Source organism: Azospirillum canadense, from assembly GCF_025961225.1.
In the GTDB taxonomy this organism is placed as follows: domain Bacteria; phylum Pseudomonadota; class Alphaproteobacteria; order Azospirillales; family Azospirillaceae; genus Azospirillum; species Azospirillum canadense.
The window spans coordinates 2922558-2939988 of the sequence record NZ_JAOQNG010000001.1 but is presented as its reverse complement, the minus strand read 5'-3'; the positions used below and the strand labels follow the sequence as shown (position 1 = coordinate 2939988).

At 65.8% G+C, this 17431-nt stretch carries 12 protein-coding genes and 1 tRNA gene; 9 read left to right on the top strand and 4 right to left on the bottom strand.

Annotated elements, in window-relative coordinates; translation table 11 throughout:
- Positions 1–68: 68 nt before the first annotated feature.
- From M2351_RS13985 to M2351_RS13965, 5 genes are all read left to right on the top strand, one after another.
- A complete protein-coding gene (locus tag M2351_RS13985) occupies positions 69–1127 on the top strand; it encodes an amino acid ABC transporter substrate-binding protein (protein WP_264656649.1) in 1059 nt (352 codons plus the stop codon).
- A 146-nt stretch (positions 1128–1273) separates the two neighbouring features.
- Positions 1274–2491 carry a tryptophan synthase subunit beta gene (trpB, locus tag M2351_RS13980; protein ID WP_264656648.1) on the top strand — a complete coding sequence of 406 codons (1218 nt, stop codon included), beginning with the start codon at positions 1274–1276 and terminating at the stop codon, positions 2489–2491.
- Positions 2488–3324 (top strand): tryptophan synthase subunit alpha, encoded by an 837-nt coding sequence (gene trpA, locus M2351_RS13975; protein ID WP_264656647.1) that lies wholly within the window; start codon positions 2488–2490, stop codon positions 3322–3324. Before trpB ends, trpA begins: the two co-directional genes overlap by 4 nt.
- A 65-nt stretch (positions 3325–3389) precedes the next feature.
- A complete protein-coding gene (gene accD, locus M2351_RS13970; RefSeq protein WP_264656646.1) occupies positions 3390–4397 on the top strand; it encodes an acetyl-CoA carboxylase, carboxyltransferase subunit beta in 1008 nt (335 codons plus the stop codon).
- A 42-nt stretch (positions 4398–4439) separates the two neighbouring features.
- A complete protein-coding gene (locus M2351_RS13965) occupies positions 4440–5747 on the top strand; it encodes a bifunctional folylpolyglutamate synthase/dihydrofolate synthase (protein WP_264656645.1) in 1308 nt (435 codons plus the stop codon).
- Positions 5748–5768: 21 nt separating this feature from the next.
- On the opposite strand, the gene M2351_RS13960 is transcribed toward M2351_RS13965, so the two are convergent.
- Positions 5769–7490: a hypothetical protein gene (locus tag M2351_RS13960; RefSeq protein WP_264656644.1), complete on the bottom strand. Its 1722-nt coding sequence runs from the start codon at positions 7488–7490 to the stop codon at positions 5769–5771.
- Positions 7491–7775: 285 nt separating this feature from the next.
- Here M2351_RS13960 and recQ point away from each other — a divergent pair, with 285 nt between their 5' ends.
- The 3 genes from recQ to M2351_RS13945 all read left to right on the top strand — a co-directional run bounded on the left by recQ (position 7776) and on the right by M2351_RS13945 (position 10388).
- Positions 7776–9707, top strand: coding sequence for a DNA helicase RecQ (recQ, locus tag M2351_RS13955; RefSeq protein ID WP_264656643.1), 1932 nt, complete (start codon positions 7776–7778; stop codon positions 9705–9707).
- 85 nt (positions 9708–9792) lie between these two features.
- Positions 9793–9867 (top strand) — tRNA-Thr (locus M2351_RS13950).
- Positions 9868–10079: 212 nt separating this feature from the next.
- Positions 10080–10388: a COG3415 family protein gene (locus M2351_RS13945; protein ID WP_264656642.1), complete on the top strand. Its 309-nt coding sequence runs from the start codon at positions 10080–10082 to the stop codon at positions 10386–10388.
- Positions 10389–11245: 857 nt separating this feature from the next.
- On the opposite strand, the gene M2351_RS13940 is transcribed toward M2351_RS13945, so the two are convergent.
- The 3 genes from M2351_RS13940 to M2351_RS45080 form a co-directional block, all read right to left on the bottom strand.
- Entirely contained in the window at positions 11246–11734 is a 489-nt protein-coding gene (locus M2351_RS13940) for a transposase (protein WP_264656641.1), read from the bottom strand.
- Positions 11735–12329: 595 nt separating this feature from the next.
- Positions 12330–15005: a PriCT-2 domain-containing protein gene (locus M2351_RS13935; RefSeq protein WP_264656640.1), complete on the bottom strand. Its 2676-nt coding sequence runs from the start codon at positions 15003–15005 to the stop codon at positions 12330–12332.
- A gap of 130 nt (positions 15006–15135) precedes the next feature.
- Positions 15136–15396, bottom strand: coding sequence for a helix-turn-helix transcriptional regulator (locus M2351_RS45080; RefSeq protein ID WP_406567385.1), 261 nt, complete (start codon positions 15394–15396; stop codon positions 15136–15138).
- A gap of 398 nt (positions 15397–15794) precedes the next feature.
- Between M2351_RS45080 and M2351_RS13930 the strand changes: the two genes are divergently transcribed.
- Positions 15795–16871 carry an IS5 family transposase gene (locus M2351_RS13930; protein WP_264656639.1) on the top strand — a complete coding sequence of 359 codons (1077 nt, stop codon included), beginning with the start codon at positions 15795–15797 and terminating at the stop codon, positions 16869–16871.
- Positions 16872–17431: the final 560 nt, after the last annotated feature.

Sequence of the window (17431 nt, the reverse complement as noted above, 5' to 3'; positions counted from 1 at the left end):
GGCGCTTGACCCGCGCCGGTTGCCCGCAAGATTCTGGGACAAGGGATGTTGCGGGTCGGGGAGGGGCGATGCGGTTGGTCCGGGCTCTTGCCGGGATGGTTCTCGGGGTCGCCGTCCTCGAGCTTGCGGTGCTCGGGGCGCTTCCCGGCCGGCCGGCGCGGGCCGACACCCTGGCGGCCGTGCAGGAGGCGGGGGTCCTGCGCTGCGGCGTCACCTCGCGCGGGAGCGGGCTGTCCATCCTGGACGAATCCGGGCGCTGGCGGGGGTTCTTCGCCGACATGTGCCGGTCGCTGGCCGCCGCCGTCACCGGCAGCGCCGACCGCGTCGAGTTCGTGGAGGCCAATGCCGAGAACCGCTTCGCCATCCTGCGCAACGGCGAGGTGGACGTGGTCATGGAGGGCACCACCTGGACGCTGCAGCGGGACGCCGCCTTCGGGGTGGATTTCCCGACGGTCTACCTGTTCGACGGCCAGGGCTTCATCGCCCACCGGTCGCTTGGTGTCGCGCATCTCGACGACCTTGCGAAGACCACGACGTCGGTCTGCGCGATCGAGCAGACCACCTCCCTGCGCAACCTGGAGGACTGGATGGCCCGCAGCGGGGCGCGCCTCACATTGAAGCGGGTGCGCTCCGACGAGGGGGCGACCTCCGCCTTCTTCAACCACCATTGCGACCTGTTCAGCAGCGACCGCATGAGCCTGTACGCCCAGCGGCGCCTGATGGCCCCGGACAGCAACGATTACGTCATCCTGCCGGAGACCATCTCCAAGGAGCCGCTGGGGCCCATGGTGCGGACCGGGGAGAAGCGCTGGTTCGACATCGTGCGCTGGGTCTTCCTGGCGACCGTCCTGGCCGAGGAGAAGGGCGTCACCGCCGCCAACGCCGCGGCGGTGAAGGAGGACACGGTGGACGTGGAGGTGCGCAAGCTTCTGGGCGCGACGCCGGGGCTCGGCTGGGGACTCGGCCTCGACGACGGCTGGGGGTTGCGGGTGATCACCCAGGTCGGGAACTACGGCGAGATCTTCGACCGCCACCTCGGCGCCGGCTCCCCGCTCGGCATCGAGCGGGGGCTGAACGCGCTGTGGAGCAAGGGCGGCCTGATGTTCGCGCCGCCGCTGGGAGGGTGAGGCCCCCCTTGCCCGGCTCCGTCCCGTCCCCATCTTGGGGGCGATGTCGACATGACGCGCGGCGAACGCTTCAAATCCGGGCGCCGCGCCGCTATGGTGGCGCCTTCCGGGCGCCCTCGTACCCGCTTCAGGCAGTTTTCCAGGCCATGACCAGACCCAACACATACCGTTCCGGCCCCGACGAGCGTGGGCATTTCGGAATCTATGGCGGCCGCTTCGTCGCTGAAACGCTGATGCCGCTGATCCTTGAGGTGGAGAAGGCCTACAAGGAAGCGAAGGCGGACCCCGCCTTCGAGGGCGAAATTCGCCAGCAGCTCAAGCAGTATGTGGGCCGGCCGAATCCGCTCTACTACGCGGAACGCCTGACGGAGATGCTGGGCGGTGCCAAGATCTACTTCAAGCGCGAGGAGCTGAACCACACCGGCGCGCACAAGATCAATAATTGCATCGGGCAGATCCTGCTGGCCCGGCGCATGGGCAAGAAGCGGATCATCGCCGAGACGGGCGCCGGCCAGCACGGCGTGGCGACCGCGACGGTTTGCGCGCTCTACGACATGCCATGCGTCATCTACATGGGCGAGACCGACATCGCCCGGCAGCAGCCGAACGTCTTCCGCATGAAGCTGCTGGGGGCGGAGGTCGTGCCCGTCACCTCCGGCGCCCGGACGCTGAAGGACGCGATGAACGAAGCGCTGCGCGACTGGGTCACCAACGTCGCCGACACCTACTACCTGATCGGCACGGCCGCCGGCCCGCACCCGTACCCCGCCATGGTCCGCGACTTCCAGTCGGTTATCGGCGACGAGGTGCGCACCCAGATGCAGGAGCTGGAGGGCCGGCTGCCGGACAGCCTGGTCGCCTGCGTCGGCGGCGGGTCGAACGCCATCGGCCTGTTCCACCCCTTCCTGGACGAGCCGACGGTGAAGATGGTCGCGGTCGAGGCCGCCGGCCACGGCATCGACAAGGGCCCGCTGGCGCACGCCGCCTCCATCACCGGCGGGCGCCCCGGCGTGCTGCACGGCAACCGCACCTACCTGCTGCAGGACGAGGACGGGCAGATCCTGGAGGGCCACTCCATCTCCGCCGGCCTGGACTATCCGGGCGTCGGGCCTGAGCACAGCTGGCTGCACGACATCGGCCGCGTCGAGTACGTCTCGGCCACGGACCAGGAGACGCTGGACGCCTTCCAGCTCTGCGCCCGCACCGAGGGCATCATCCCAGCGCTGGAATCGGCGCACGCGCTGGCGGAGATCGTCAAGCGCGCCCCGAAACTGCCGAAGGACCACCTGATGGTGCTGTGCCTGTCGGGCCGCGGCGACAAGGACATCTTCTCCGTCGCCGAGCATCTGGGAGTGAAGCTGTGAGCACGGAATCAGGTCGTATTGCCAAGCGTTTCGCCGCCCTGAAGGCGGAGGGCCGCGCCGGCCTCGTCACCTTCATCACCGCCGGCGATCCGGACCTGGAGACCTGCCGCGCCCTGCTGGACGGGCTGCCGGCCGCCGGCGCCGACCTGATCGAGCTTGGCCTGCCCTTCAGCGACCCGATGGCCGACGGCCCGGCGATCCAGGCGGCTAGCCTGCGCGCGCTGCACGCCGGCACCACGGCGCGCAAGACGCTGGATCTGGTGCGCGGGTTCCGGACCAAGGACGCCGACACGCCGGTCATCCTCATGGGCTATTACAACCCCATCCACGCCTACGGGGTGGATCGCTTCCTGGCGGACGCCGTCGCGGCCGGGGTGGACGGGCTGATCATCGTCGACCTGCCGCCCGAAGAGGACGAGGAGCTGTGCATCCCGGCGCTGAAGGCCGGGGTGAACTTTATCCGCCTGGCGACGCCGACCACGGATGAGAAGCGTCTGCCGGCGGTGCTGCAGAACACCTCGGGCTTCGTCTACTACGTGTCGATCGCCGGCATCACCGGCACGGCCAGCGCCGACAACGCCGCCGTGGCCGGCGCGGTGGACCGGCTGAAGAGCCACACCGACCTGCCGGTCGCCGTCGGCTTCGGCATCAAGACGCCGGAGCAGGCCGCCAACATCGCCCGCGTCGCCGACGCGGCGGTGGTCGGCTCCGCCATCGTGACCCGCATCGCCGACGGTCTGGACGCCGCGGGCAAGGCCCGGCCGGGTCTGGTCGAGGACGTGCTGGGCTTCGTGCGCGATCTTGCCGCCGGCGTGCGCCGGGCGCGCGGCTGAACCAAGACCGGCACCGAGACTGGCCAAAGGCAAACCCGGAAAGCGGGAATTCAGGAAACCTTTCGATGAACTGGCTCACCAACTACGTCCGCCCCAAGATCCGCGCCCTGTACGCCCGCAAGGAGGTTCCGGACAACCTCTGGCACAAGTGCCCGAGCTGCGAGGCGATGCTCTTCCACCGCGACCTGGAAGAGAACCTGAACGTCTGCCAGCACTGCGGCTTCCACATGCGGCTGGACCCGATCAAGCGTCTGGCCTCCATGTTCGACGAGGGCGAGTACCAGTCGATCGAGCTGCCGAAGACCGTGGTCGACCCGCTGAAGTTCCGCGACCAGAAGCGCTACACCGACCGCCTGAAGGAGGCGCAGTCGAAGACCAGCCGGCATGACGCCATCGTCGTCGGCTCCGGCCTGATCGGCGGGCAGCCGGCGGTCGTGGCGGCCTTCGACTTCGGCTTCATGGGCGGCTCAATGGGCATCGCGGTGGGCGAGGGGCTCCTGGCGGCGGCCCGCGCGGCCATCGCGCAGAACGCCGCGCTGATCGTCGTCCCGGCCTCGGGCGGGGCGCGCATGCAGGAAGGCATCCTGTCGCTGATGCAGATGCCGCGCACCACCATCGCGGTGGAGATGGTCAAGGAAGCCGGCCTGCCCTACATCGTGGTCCTGACCGACCCGACGACCGGCGGCGTCACGGCCTCCTTCGCCATGATCGGCGACATCCACATCGCCGAGAAGGGCGCGCAGATCGGCTTTGCCGGCGCCCGCGTGATCGAGAGCACGATCCGCGAGACCCTGCCGGAGGGCTTCCAGCGTTCCGAATACCTGCTGGAGCACGGCATGGTCGACATGGTCGTCCATCGCCGCGACCTGCGCCCGACCCTGTCGCGCGTGCTGGCCCTGCTGATGCAGACGTCCCTGGTCCCGGCGGAGCCGGAGTCCCTGGACGAGGTCCCCGCCATCCTGCCGACCACGCAGCCGGCCGCCGAGGAGAAGGCCCGTGTCCAGGCGGAGGCCCCGGATGCCACCCCGCCCCAGGCGGGCGCGGAGAAGACCGGCGCCGAACAGCCGGTTTGATGTGGCTGGTCTGACGGGCTGAACAGGGGAGACGTCGGTTCCATGGGGACCAAGCCTGAGGGGTCGCGCGCCGACCCGGTGCTCGACCGCCTGAAGGGTCTGCACCCCAAGGTCATCGACCTGTCGCTGGACCGCGTGCACCGGCTGCTGGCCGCCCTGGACCATCCGGAACGGCGCCTGCCCCCGGTGGTCCATGTGGCCGGCACCAACGGCAAGGGGTCCACCGTCGCCTTCCTGCGCGCGATGCTGGAGGCGGCGGGCCTGCGCGTGCACGTCTACACCTCGCCGCATCTCGTCCGCTTCCACGAGCGCATCCGGGTGGCGGGCCGGCTGATCGACGACGACCGGCTGGCCGCCCTGCTGGAAGAATGCGAAGTCGCCAACGCCGGCGCGCCGATCACCTTCTTCGAGGTGACGACCGTCGCCGCCTTCCTGGCCTTCTCGCGGGAGCCGGCGGACGTCGTGCTGCTGGAAACCGGGCTCGGCGGGCGGCTGGACGCGACCAACGTGGTCGACCGGCCGGCGGTCACGGCGATCACGCGCATCTCCTACGACCACCGCCAGTTCCTGGGCGACACACTGGAGGCGATTGCGGGCGAGAAGGCCGGCATCTTCAAGCCGGGCGTCCCCGCCGTCCTCTTCCCGCAGCCGTCCGACGAGGCCATGGGCACGCTGGTGGTCCACGCGGCGAGGGTCGGCGCCCCCATCCACGGCTGGCGCGTCACCCCCACCGCCACCGGCTTCCGCTTCGAAAGCCCCCAGCGCCGCATCGACCTGCCGCCGCCGGGCCTCGCCGGCGCGCATCAGATCGTCAACGCCGGCGTGGCGCTGGCCTGCCTGGATCACCTGCCGGTGAAGGTGGACGACGCCGCGGTGCGCCGTGGCCTCGCCGCCGTGGAGTGGCCCGCCCGCCTGCAGCGGCTGACCCGCGGTCCGCTGGCCGAGCGCCTGCCGGCGGGGTGGGAGCTGTGGCTGGACGGCGGCCACAACGACTCCGCGGGAGAGGCGCTGGCCGTCCAGGCCGCCGCCTGGGCGCAGGAGGACCCCAAGCGCCCGCTGCTGCTGGTCTACGGCATGCTGGCGAGCAAGGAGCCCCGGGAGTTCTTGGAGCCTCTGGCGCCCTTCGTCACCGCCGCGCGCACCGTGGCGATCCCCGGCGAGGAGGCGTCGCTGTCCGCCGCGGACACCGCCGCGGCCACCCGGGACTGCGGCATCGCGGATTCTGCCTCCGCGCCGGACGTCGCGGCGGCGCTGGCCGACCTGTTGGAACGCGCCCCAGCCGGGCCGGCGCGCGTGCTGATCTGCGGGTCGCTCTATCTGGCGGGGTCGGTGCTGGCGGAGAACGGCTGAGGGCTTACTGGGGCTGACGGCCTACCGGCCGCGCTTGCCGTCCAGTTCCAGCATGCTGCGCAGGGCGGCGATGGTCTTGTCGAGCGAACCCGACTCGGCCTTCCCGCTCCTCTTCGTGTCGTCCCCCTTCGGCACCCCTCGTACCGTCGACTTCGGCTCGGGCGCCGGGCGCGGCTCCTCCACCATGTTCGCAAGGTCGAGCGGTTCGTCGTCGTCCTCATCCGGCGCCACACCCAGCGGAATGGGGGTGGGGAACGGGGGCGCCGTCTTCCGGCCGTCGGTGCCGTCCGGCCATTCGGACGGGTCCTCCTCGCCCTGCGTGGCCTGCTCCATCAGCTCGGACATGCTCGGCCGGCCGGCCCGCAGGGGGATCGGGGTGGGCGGCAGGGGAGGCAGCGGGTCGTCCTCCTCCGGATCCTCCTGCTCGACGAGCGCGCGCAGGGCGCGCAACGCCTCCTCCATGTCCATTTCCTGGGCGGACTTCCGCGGGGGTGGGATCTCCTCATCATCAAGGTCGTCGCCCTTCCGCAGATCGTCCTCGTCTTCGTTCTCATCGTCGGCGAAGAACAGCGGCCGGGGGCGCGGCGAGGGCGTGGCGGACTCGTCGGGGGCCCGCTCCGGCCGCCAACCGACGGTCAAGTCGTCCGGCAACTCCTCCGCCGCGTCCTCGCCCGTGTCGTCGTCATCATCGATCTCGTTGTCGTCGGAGTCGCCGGCCGCTTCCTGGACCATGTTGCGCAGGGCGGCGAGGGTCTTGTCGAGCGGCTGCTCCTCCGGATCGATCGGGCGCTCCCGCCGGGGCGGGGCCTTCTCCGGGTCCCGGATGGCGAAGGCGACGATGTCCTCATCCGCCGGATCGTCTTCCGCGGGCTCCTCCTCCGGGGATTCGTCTTCCGAAGGCTCGTCCTCGTCCTCGAAATCGGTGCGCGCCAGCAGGGGGCCGGGGACGGCGTGCGGCGGTTCGTCGTCCTCAGGCTCGTCGTCGCGATCCACGTCGCGATTCACCACGGGCGGGCGGGGAGACTCCTTGGGCCGCGGCGCGTCCCGTGGCGTGTCGTCGTCGCCGAGCATCCCGCGCAGGGCGGCGATGGTGCGGTTGAAGTGCGCGACCGGATCGTCGTCATCCTCCGGCGTCGCTCGTTCCGGCCCGGCGTCGGCGATGGCGAAAGGACGGGGGAGGTCGGAAGCGTCCGCGTCCTCATCTTCGTCGCCCTGGTCCTCATCCTCGTGGATGAGGGGCTCGGCCTCGTCGGGATCGTCATCGCGCAGATCGGCCGCCATGTCGGCGAGCGACACGGGCTCCCACAACGGACGGCGTCCCGCCGCCTCGGGAGGCGTGGTGTCGGCGATCAGGTCTTCCAGTTCGAGCGAAGGCAGGGCGCGCGCGTGGATCGCCGATGCCGGCGCAACGGCGGGCGGCGGAGGGGGCGCCTCATGCTCTTCCTCCTCGTCCCCGCGGCCGCGCACCGCGTCAAGCAGCCCTTGCAGTGCGGCGAGGGGGCCGGCGAAGGAAGGCGCCTCTTCCACCTCCGCCGCGGCGGCGAACGTCACGGGCGGGGCGGCCGGCCGGCTTTCGGTGTCGCGGGAATCGCACCGCGAACAGCGGTAGTGCGGGGCGATGGACAGCACCGGGTAATTGGGTCCGAAGCGCCGGAGCATGGCGGCACGCGGCAGCACGCCCTCGTGTCCGCAGGCGAGGCAGCGGACATCCACATCGACCTCGATGTCGCGAAGGTACAGCATGCGTGCCATCGGCGCAGTATACGCAGCGGCGCTGCCAAGCCCAGCGGATTCGCCCGCCGCCCCACGCCGCGGACCGGCCGTGGCGGTGACCTTTTCCGTCCGTCCGGACCATTGGATCGGCGGCGGATCGGGGGCGGATCCGGCGATGCGCCACGCTTGTCCCCCCACCAATTCCGGATTGCGTCTTCCCGAATCGGGCAATCTGTGCCACATCATAGGCCTTGAGTTCGGGGTCGCACCCCGGCCACCAGATTTTGAATCGTCCTGTTCCAGAATCGCATCGGCGTGGACTCGCTCTTTTCCTTCCAGGCCCGCCCCACGGACCCGGCCCGGAATCCGGACTCTGACCCGGCGCTTGAGGTGCTGCGGTCGGTCTTCGGCTATTCCGCCTTCCGCGGGCAGCAGGCCGACATCATCGCCCACGTGATCCGTGGCGGCGACGCGCTCGTCCTCATGCCGACGGGCGGCGGCAAGTCGCTGTGCTATCAGGTGCCGGCGCTGGTGCGCGACGGCATCACCGTGGTCGTCTCCCCGCTGATCGCACTGATGCGCGACCAGGTGACGGCGCTGCGCGAACTCGGCGTGCGCGCGGCCTACCTCAACTCCTCCCTCGACCCGGCCGAGGCGCGGGAGGTGGAGCGCGCCATGGTCCGGGGCGAGCTTGACCTCGTCTACGTGGCGCCGGAACGGCTGGTGACGCCGCGCTTCCTCGACCTGCTGGACCGCACCAAGCTGGCCCTGTTCGCGCTGGACGAGGCGCACTGCGTCAGCCAGTGGGGCCACGACTTCCGGCCTGAATACCTGCAGCTCTCCATCCTGCACGAGCGGCACCCGATGGTGCCGCGCATCGCGCTGACCGCCACGGCGGACGCGCAGACCCGTGCGGAGATCAAGGACAAGCTGGGCCTGACCGAGGCCCGCGTCTTCCTGTCCAGCTTCGACCGGCCGAACATCACCTACCGCGTCGTCCCGAAGAAGAGCGAGCGGCAGCAGATGCTGGCCTTCCTGCGGGACAACCACCCGGAGGACGCCGGCATCATCTATTGCATGTCGCGGGCGAAGGTGGAGGAGATCGCCTCCTGGCTGAACCAGCAGGGCCGCGAGGCCTTGCCCTACCACGCCGGTCTGCCGCCGGAGGTGCGCGAGGCGAACCAGGACCTGTTCATCAAGGGCGAAGGCATCGTCATGGTGGCGACGGTCGCCTTCGGCATGGGCATCGACAAGCCGAACGTCCGCTTCGTCTGCCATCTCGACCCACCGAAGAGCCTGGAAGCCTACTACCAGGAAACCGGCCGCGGTGGCCGTGACGGCCTGCCGGCCAACGCCTGGATGAGCTACGGCATGGCCGACGTGGTCAGCTTGCGCCAGATGCTGGAGCAGTCGGAGGCCGGCGATTCCCACCGCCGCGTGGAGCGGTCGAAGCTGGAAGCTCTGCTCGGCTTCTGCGAGACGTCCTCCTGCCGCCGCCAGGTGCTGCTGAACTATTTCGGCGAGACGCTGGCCGAGCCCTGCGGCAATTGCGACACCTGCCTGGAGCCGGTGGAGACCTGGGATGGCACCATCGCCGCGCAGAAGGCCCTGTCGGCCGTCTACCGCACCGGCCAGCGCTACGGCGCCGGGCACCTGATCGACGTGCTGCTGGGCAACTCCACGGAAAAGGTGGCGCAGCAGGCCCACGACGCGCTGAAGACCTTCGGCTGCGGCAAGGAGCTTTCAAAGGCCGAGTGGCAGTCGGTTTACCGCCAGCTCGTCGCCGCCGGCTACCTGACGGTGGACCTGGAGGGCTACGGCGGCTTCCGCCTGACCGATGCCGGCATCCCGGTCATCAAGGGCCAGACCACGGTCAAGCTGCGCAAGGACCCGGTCGTGGAAAAGCGCCGCGGCGTCCACGACGCGCTGCGCCGCCACGTCTCCCGCGGCGGGAGCGGTGCGTCCTCCAGCGGCCTGTCGGGGGAGGGCGTGTCGCGCGCCGGCGCGCGGGGGACGCTGTCGCCCGCCGACGACGCCCTGTGGCACGCGCTGAAGGACTGCCGCACCGAACTGGCCCGTGCCCAGGGCGTTCCGCCCTACGTCATCTTCCACGACAGCACGCTGCTGGAAATGGTCGCCTCCCGCCCCCGCGACCGCCAGTCCTTCGCCCGTCTGCCCGGAGTCGGCGCCCGCAAACTGGATCGCTACGCCGAGGCCTTCCTGGACGTCATCGACCGCCACGGATAATCGCACACATCCGAAAAAAGTCCTCTTGCATCCCCCGACCCATGCGGTTATGTTCCGCGCCCACGACGACGGAAACGACGTCGCCGCCGCAGTAGCTCAGGGGTAGAGCAACTGATTCGTAATCAGTAGGTCCGGGGTTCAAATCCCTGTTGCGGCACCACTCTAAGGCCCTGGAAGCAAACAGCTTCCGGGGCCTTTCCATGTCCAGGCCTTATTCGACCTTCGATGGAAATAAGGAAAATTGAGGCTTTTACCGGAATGGCCGTCCCACGCATGACATCCGATACCGACGAGCGAAAGCGTTGATTCACGAAGGAATTCTCGAGCCTCCTGTGCGTGATTCGATTCCCCTGTCCACACGGGGAGAAATGCATGCCAGCGGCGTCGCCGATCTGGAAAGACCTGAGCGCCAGTGAGCTGCGCGCCATGGCGCGGCGGGAGAGCAAGGAGCGGGTGGTGGCGCTGCTGGCCGGCATAGACCGCCAGATGCTGCGCGATGCGGTGGTGCGCTACAACATCGAAGGGGTAGCTAGGCTCTTCGACTGTCCTCGACCCTGCAGCCAGGTATGGCGGAGCGCAGGCGAGCAGGCGGTGCTCAAGGCCATCATCTTCGCCGGCCCTGATCCGAAGCAGCATGGCTCTGTGGAGAGGCTCGTCGCGGACGTCCAGGCCATGTGCTAGTACTCGACCAAGCCGGCTGGCATGGATTACGCGTCCTGGTCTCCCTCGACGATTTCACGCTAGTGCCGCTGCCGACCTGTAGTTCCGAATTGACTCCTCTCGAGCGCGTTTGGTTTTACCCATACGAATGTTTCCTCTCCGCGGCTTATAAACGACTGCGACGCCGTCGTCCAAGCTTGCTATGAAGTCTGGAACACTTTCACCGCGGCGCCGGGAAGGCTCCGCTTGCCGACCAGCTTTCCGTGACCCCATTTGATACCGTTTAGGTGCGGTGGTATAATCAGCTGATGGATTCCCAATCCTGGGGCCGTGGGTTCGAATCCCGCCGGGCGCACCAATCTTTTCAAGAAATTAGCGAAAAGTCGCTAATCCCTTCTTCACCCCGGGGTAACGGTAGGGGTAACTTCAGACAATTTATCAGCTACGAATCACCATGCGCCCCCTGGTGCTGGGGCGGACCGGGGCGATAGAGGCGGTGCGCGTTGACGGCCGCACATCGGTGGATGGTTGGCGCATCAGCGTTTCGCACACCCGGCCCAACCGATCATTCTACAGGTGCGGATCGACACGGTCGCGGATGCCGAGAGGCGCCGTGATCGACTGAATGGGAAGGTCGAGGAATCGACCCTGAGCCAGGCGCTGCGGCCGCTGGGCGAAGCTCTTGGCGTATTTCGGCGTGGCGCCGTCCGAGCAGTCTAGTGGCTGGAGCGGGGCACCAACGAACTCCGCGCGCCTGAGGGTTTGCCGACAGCGGTGCGGGCCATCGCGTGGAAAGCTTAGATGCGGTTGCGCGCGCCGTTCCGCCCATCTCGCCCGTGGGCAAGAACCGCGACATGGTAATCACGGCAATCGCGCCATCACCCGATTCGCTGAGTTTGCGCGGCGCATCCCTCGTTCAGAGCGACGGCGACCCAAGTCTCGGCGGGCACGATTTCTACATTCACCGGAAATATGCCCCCGTTTTCGCGGCTGGCCATGCGGGCGCCAGCGGTGCTGTCCACGACGCAGGCTACATCCACTTGGCCTCGGCGGCCAGCACGGTCCAGCAAGGCCTCCAGAATGCGCTGCCAAATCCCGGCGCGGTGCCAGTAGCAGAACCGGCTCGCCACCGTGCTGAGCGCGCCGTACCGCTCCGGCAAGATCCACCACGGCGCGCCCGTCCGGGCGATCCACAGCATGCCGTCCCCAAACACAGCCTCGGTCGATTGTCCCGTCTTGGGACATAGCGTGCTGACAAGGATTTCGCGACCGCCAGGTTGAAGTTTTCTACAGGCGTTCTCGCGCCAGCCGATCGTGGCGATGACCAATGGGCCGCGGGATTCCGAAAAGGCCCATACCTTGGTCATGGACATCGCCATCCAGCTTATGGTGTGAGGTATCGCCCGCCACGCGTTATGAAGCCTTTATGAAGCCTGCACGCCGCAACGAAGGTCGATAAAAATATGTTAAAATGCTATATTCTATCCTGAATTCGCGTTGCGGAAAAATATGGACACCGAGCGGCGGAGAGCCTGTCCTCGTCCAGGATTCCAACCCCCCTCCCTCCTTAACGGAAGGGAGCCGTCCTACACCTGATGCTTGCAGGGCTTGGGAACGGCTCATCTGAATTTGTAGTAAAGCGGGATATCAGCGCGGCCTGCGGACGAGTGCTGTGCGGAGACGCCGGAGGTCGGTTCTCCCTTCCTAGACGCACGTCCAAGGGCCCCTTATGAATCCTCTGTCTGCGTCAATGCGCTAGCCGCCGGATTGGCCGGAGAGAGCCGAGCAAAAGGGTGAACTCGCCGAGATGCAATGAACGGACACTTCGGGCTTTGAAGGGGGGTAAAGGCTTTAGAGGGTTTCGCGGAGGGAGCTCTGCGAACGTACCACCTCGGGTTCCCGCCTATTGCGATCTGAAGCGTATCGTGAGAAACCCTCTAAACCCTTCGAACCGGCAACCAATTAAGCGGGGGGGCACTGTACGAGTTGCCAGTGCTGAACTCCACCGGACCCATTGTCGCCGACCAGCTTCATACCGCCAACGATCCGGTCCCTGTTAGAGGCCAGCCACTTCCCAAGCCGCCTGCTGTTCACCATGGCTCCGTCACCCGCGACGACAAGCAAAGCTTCGCGAAAATTTGAATGTTTGAATTCGGTTCGGCCATTCAGACCGCTGTGATGGTCCAACTTGGTTGCCACTTCGATGACCTCCTTTACCGGAACACGGCGATCACCGACAACGGCGGCCCATTGTTGGACTACGTTGGCCAACGCCTCAAGCTTCGGGTCCGAAGCGCGCACTTTCTCCATGGTTATGCAAGGGTCAGGCTCACCCAGCCAGAGCAAGGCGTCACGGACCCATCGCGACCATGTCGCAAATGAGCCGAGAGGTGGAAGTTGCTGCGGCCGGCCGGCAATATGATAGGCCAGCAGGATCGTCAGAGCTGCGCTTAGATACCGCGGGCGATCGGCCTGAATCGCCTCGAGCGGGTCGTTCTCGAATACCCTCAACTCTGGGCGCTCCACGCCAGGATCCAGGCTGCATAGCAGAGACCTGCGTGTCATATCGCCAGCAAGCACGAGATTGTTGCCGGTCGCCATTATAAGGGCGTCTGCGGGAACCTCCACGTTGAGTGACTTGCCAAGTACACGGATTTTGAGAGTGGGTTGGGTGAGGGACTGGCACAGCAGCTCGCCACCGATTGCAGTCTCGGCGTTGTCAATGGTGATAATGGCATCGCCGGCAATCAGTGCAGCGCCGAGCCGCTTTTCCATTTCTTCTTCCGTCTTGCCTTGGGAGATAACCGCGGCCCGTCGACCAGTGGCTATGGTCGCAACGATGTCCGCCAAAAGCGATTTGCCAGAACCGGCAGTTGGCGCTGTGAACGCGTGCATGGGGGCGGTGCGGATGGACCGCCGGATAACCGCCGTTAGAATGGCCGAGAGAGCAACAGCACGGTCCGCATTGCTCAAAAATGGGAATGTTCTGATCAGCTCTTTCAACACCTCCAACCCCGCTCGGGCGTGATCCATTGTCGGCGATGGCGGAAATGGCAGGAACGCTACTCCTTGGGGATCGAACAATAGCCCGGTTACCGGATCGTATCCTGGCTTGTCCAGGACTGAGCCGTCTGCGCGCAGAGTCGGGGCGTTTACAACACCCGTCAACACAGGCAGTCGCCACGATCCCTCTCGAGCCATATACACCTCGGCCATCTTTACCGGGCAATCGACCACTCGCGCTATCCCCGTTTGGGCATTCCGCCGCGTCCATGTGGCCGCCTTCATCATCATCTCCATGATGTAATACGGCTTCACTGCGACCAAGCGTGTGCCAACAACCTCGGAGCCATTGTCCATGGCGATCTTCGCCTCAGCCACACGAACAATCATGCTGCCGCGTTGGTATAGGCCCGTGTCGGCTTGTATTAGGGCCTCTTCGGCCTTATCGATCACCTCGGCAAGCGCGCCGTCGACGATTTCGATGCTTGGAAGCCGTGGGTCTGGCATGTACGCCGACATCTGTTCCGATCTGCGTCTTGCGGGCGGTTGGTAGCCCCGCGTTATGGCCTCGCGAAAGATGGACCCCAGCATGCGTCTGCGGCTACCCTCTGGCCGCAGACGTATCCCCTTCCAGGTCTGTTCCGTGGAGCGCGGGTCGTTTTTGGATGACGCGCTGGACCATTTTTCAAACAGGGGCCATGCATCATCTCCAAACTCGTTCTTTAGGGAAAACGCAACCCTCACCCAAGCATCATAATCGAGGTCGTCATTTCTGTAAAACCGAAGAGCGTTTTCAACGTCTCTCAGGTTGCTCCCTGAAAAGATACTGCTCCTATTGATATCGCGATCGTCCGGGTGCTCCGCAGGAGGCTGTACATTGGAGCAGTACGGAAAAACTGCTCTATTCCAGCGCTCCTCAGCCAGAGGTTCAAGGTTTCGGTCGAGCAATATTGAATTACGGGAGAGAGGAAGAGATATACCATCTCCAAACCTGTCCGGATCGACAGATCCGCTCTTCGGAAACAACTCTGCAATGAGGACCGCTCCGTCTGCATATTTAAAACGGAATGCGCCTGTCAGCTCTTCAAAGCCACAAGTTGACAGTGCATCCGCCATAAAGTGCCGAACGGCCTCAGCATCCTGCGGCGTTTGAAAACGTTCCCAAAGGTGGACTCCTCGTCCTCCACTTGATCGAAACGGGATTGGGTAGTGTCCGCGCTTATAAAGGTGGTGAAGAACGCGCTTAACCGTCTCACACACCCGCTCCCAGCCTACCACCGGGTGACCATGTTTAGGGTGATCATCGAAATCAATGACTGCCGCAGTAAGCGTGTCGCAGCCCGGAGCGATAAGGCTCGTCGCGATGGTGTTTTTTCCATGGCTGTCCAGAAAACTGTGGTTAACCTCTTGTTTTCGGAAGCAGAAACGGCCGTTTTCCCGCATCCAATGGTGCCCGAGATGCACGTGTGGCAGGATATATGCACTCAAGAAGCTGACAGTTTGGCTATTTTGTTGCTCTTCCCCACCTTCCCCATTGCGAGGATTTCCAGTAGAGTTTGCTGGCCTGTGGGTGAACGCGGTTGCCTCACGCGGCAACTGCCCGTTTTGATCATCGCAGCCGTTAAGATTCAACATTTCGTTGGTGTACCTTCGCCTACATTAAAGCCCCCATCACCCGCGGAAGAAGGGTGATGGGTTGGCGACTCCCTCGGTCGCGATGCACGGCCGGGTCGTCTTTCGTCCTAGCCGTCGGGGCGGGAGACGATCATGATGCGGATGGAGTTGTGGGTATCTGGCCCGGGCTCTTTTCTTGGTTGCAGCGGCGTTCTTGAAGCCGAGCGGTTAACCAACCAAGAACTTCAGACTCCATCCACGCGACGCGGTTATCAGAAAGGCGAACTTGTTCTGGAAAGCGCCTTTCAGAGATGAGGTGGTAAATACGTGGCTTGCTGAGGCGCGTTATAGACGTGACCTCGTGGATGAGGAGGAAACGGTCTTCGTGGGAAAACTCTGATAGTATTTCCATTTCGCCAATCGTTAATGCCGTTAGACCTAGAGATACTCTACCCGGTTACGAAGCGTCTAAAAAGGAATGTCCAAACCGTTAATTCCGGGGTTTTTCGCACCCTTTTGCGGGATCGGTTTTCCTTGCACGGACGGGCAGCATGGGAGAGGTTGTTCGTGTCCTCTCCGCGGGTCAAATACCGCCGCGCCTAAGCAGCTTACAGATAGCAGCCACGGGTAGCTGGTCTGGCATTGCAACCGCTCGGGTGCGGCGTTAAAGGCACTCCCGACGTCGCCGCAGGCTTGGGCAACGTCCTCGTCGTGGTCGTCGAGGAACTAGCAGGACGCGGAAAAAGGCTTTGCCCGGCCGGGCGGTCGTGATTCCCTCCGGTCGTGGAGAAAGCGGCCGGCGAGGGGACGATGCGGGGTTCGGACGAACGCAGCGAGGGTCTGTTCAGCTACGTAAGTTGCGAGGCGCGGGTTCCGGCCACCCACCCGCTGCGAGCGATCCGGGCCATCGTGGATGAAGCGCTGGAGGTGATGTCGCCAGCCTTCGAGGGTCTGTACTCGAAGATCGGACGGCCTTCGATCCCGCCGGAGAAGCTGCTGCGTGCGCTGCTGCTCCAGGCCTTCTACTCGGTGCGTTCGGAACGCCAGTTGATGGAGCAGTTGGACTACAATCTGCTGTTCCGCTGGTTCGTCGGCCTGTCGATGGATGCCCCGGTGTGGGACGTGACGGTCTTCACCAAGAACCGTGAGCGTCTGCTGGCCGGCGATGTGGCGGCCAAGTTCCTGGCCACCGTGCTGGGCCAGCCGAAGGTCAAGGCGTTGTTGTCGGACGAGCACTTCTCGGTGGACGGCACGTTGATCGAAGCGTGGGCCTCGGTGAAGAGCTTCCGGCCCAAGGACGGCAGCGGCGAGCCGCCGGGCCCGGGGCGCAACGGTGAACGCGACTTCCATGGCGAGAAGCGGTCCAACGAAACGCACGCCTCGACCAGCGATCCCGAGGCGCGGCTGTACCGCAAGGGCCACGGGCAGCCGGCGAAACTGGCCTTCATGGGCCACGCGCTGATGGAGAACCGCCACGCCCTGGTGGTCGATGTCCGGCTCACCGCGGCCACCGGCTTGGCCGAACGCGAGGCGGCGGTCTCCATGGTCGAGGCCATTCCCGGGCGCCACCGCATCACGGTGGCCGCCGACAAGGCCTATGACACCAAGGATTTCGTGGCGAACCTGCGCGAGTTGGGCGCCGCCCCGCATGTCGCGCAGAACACCAGCAACCGCCGCTCGGCGATCGACGGCCGGACCACCCGTCACCCCGGCTACGCCGTCAGCCTTCGGATCCGCAAGCGGATCGAAGAGGTGTTCGGTTGGATCAAAGCGGCCGGGCTGCGCAAGACCCGTCACCGAGGCACGGCTCGCGTCGGCTGGATGTTCACCCTGACCGCTGCCGCCTACAACCTGATCCGCCTGCCCAAGCTGCTGGCTGCAGCGTAATCGTGCCCGGAGTCCGCCTGAACGGCGGCTCCGGGAGCCTCGGAGCGAGGAAAAACGCTCCATCCCGACCAAAACGGGCGTTCAAAACGCCATCTTCAAGCCTCAGCAGAGGCGAAGGCGCTGCATCGGCCCGTTTTTCCGCATCCTGCTAGTGGGATAGAAAGCGCTCGTGTAAATACAACCCGACCTGCTTCACCGGGTTCAGTTCGGGGCGGTAGGGTTACCGTGATACCAGAGTGACTTTGTCGGGCACGCTCAGCGCCCCTGATCCCTGCCGACCGGCCTGGTCGAGCACCAGCACGGCCTGTACGTTCGGCTCCAGGCTTCTGGCGAAGCCGTCCAGGAGCAGGGGCATAGTTGGCATCACCCGCGAAGTCGGCCCCGGGGCTGAACAAACGGCGGCGTCGAGGTAAACCGAGGTAAAGCGCTCGTCGCACAGCCCAGTCGGAGACTCGCCGCGCACCCACCAGCAGCGCGCCGTTCGCCCTTTCTAGCCGACGCGGGCTTTATCGTAGACCACCGCTGGAGGCAGTACTCAGGATGCCCTGCGGCCGACGCGT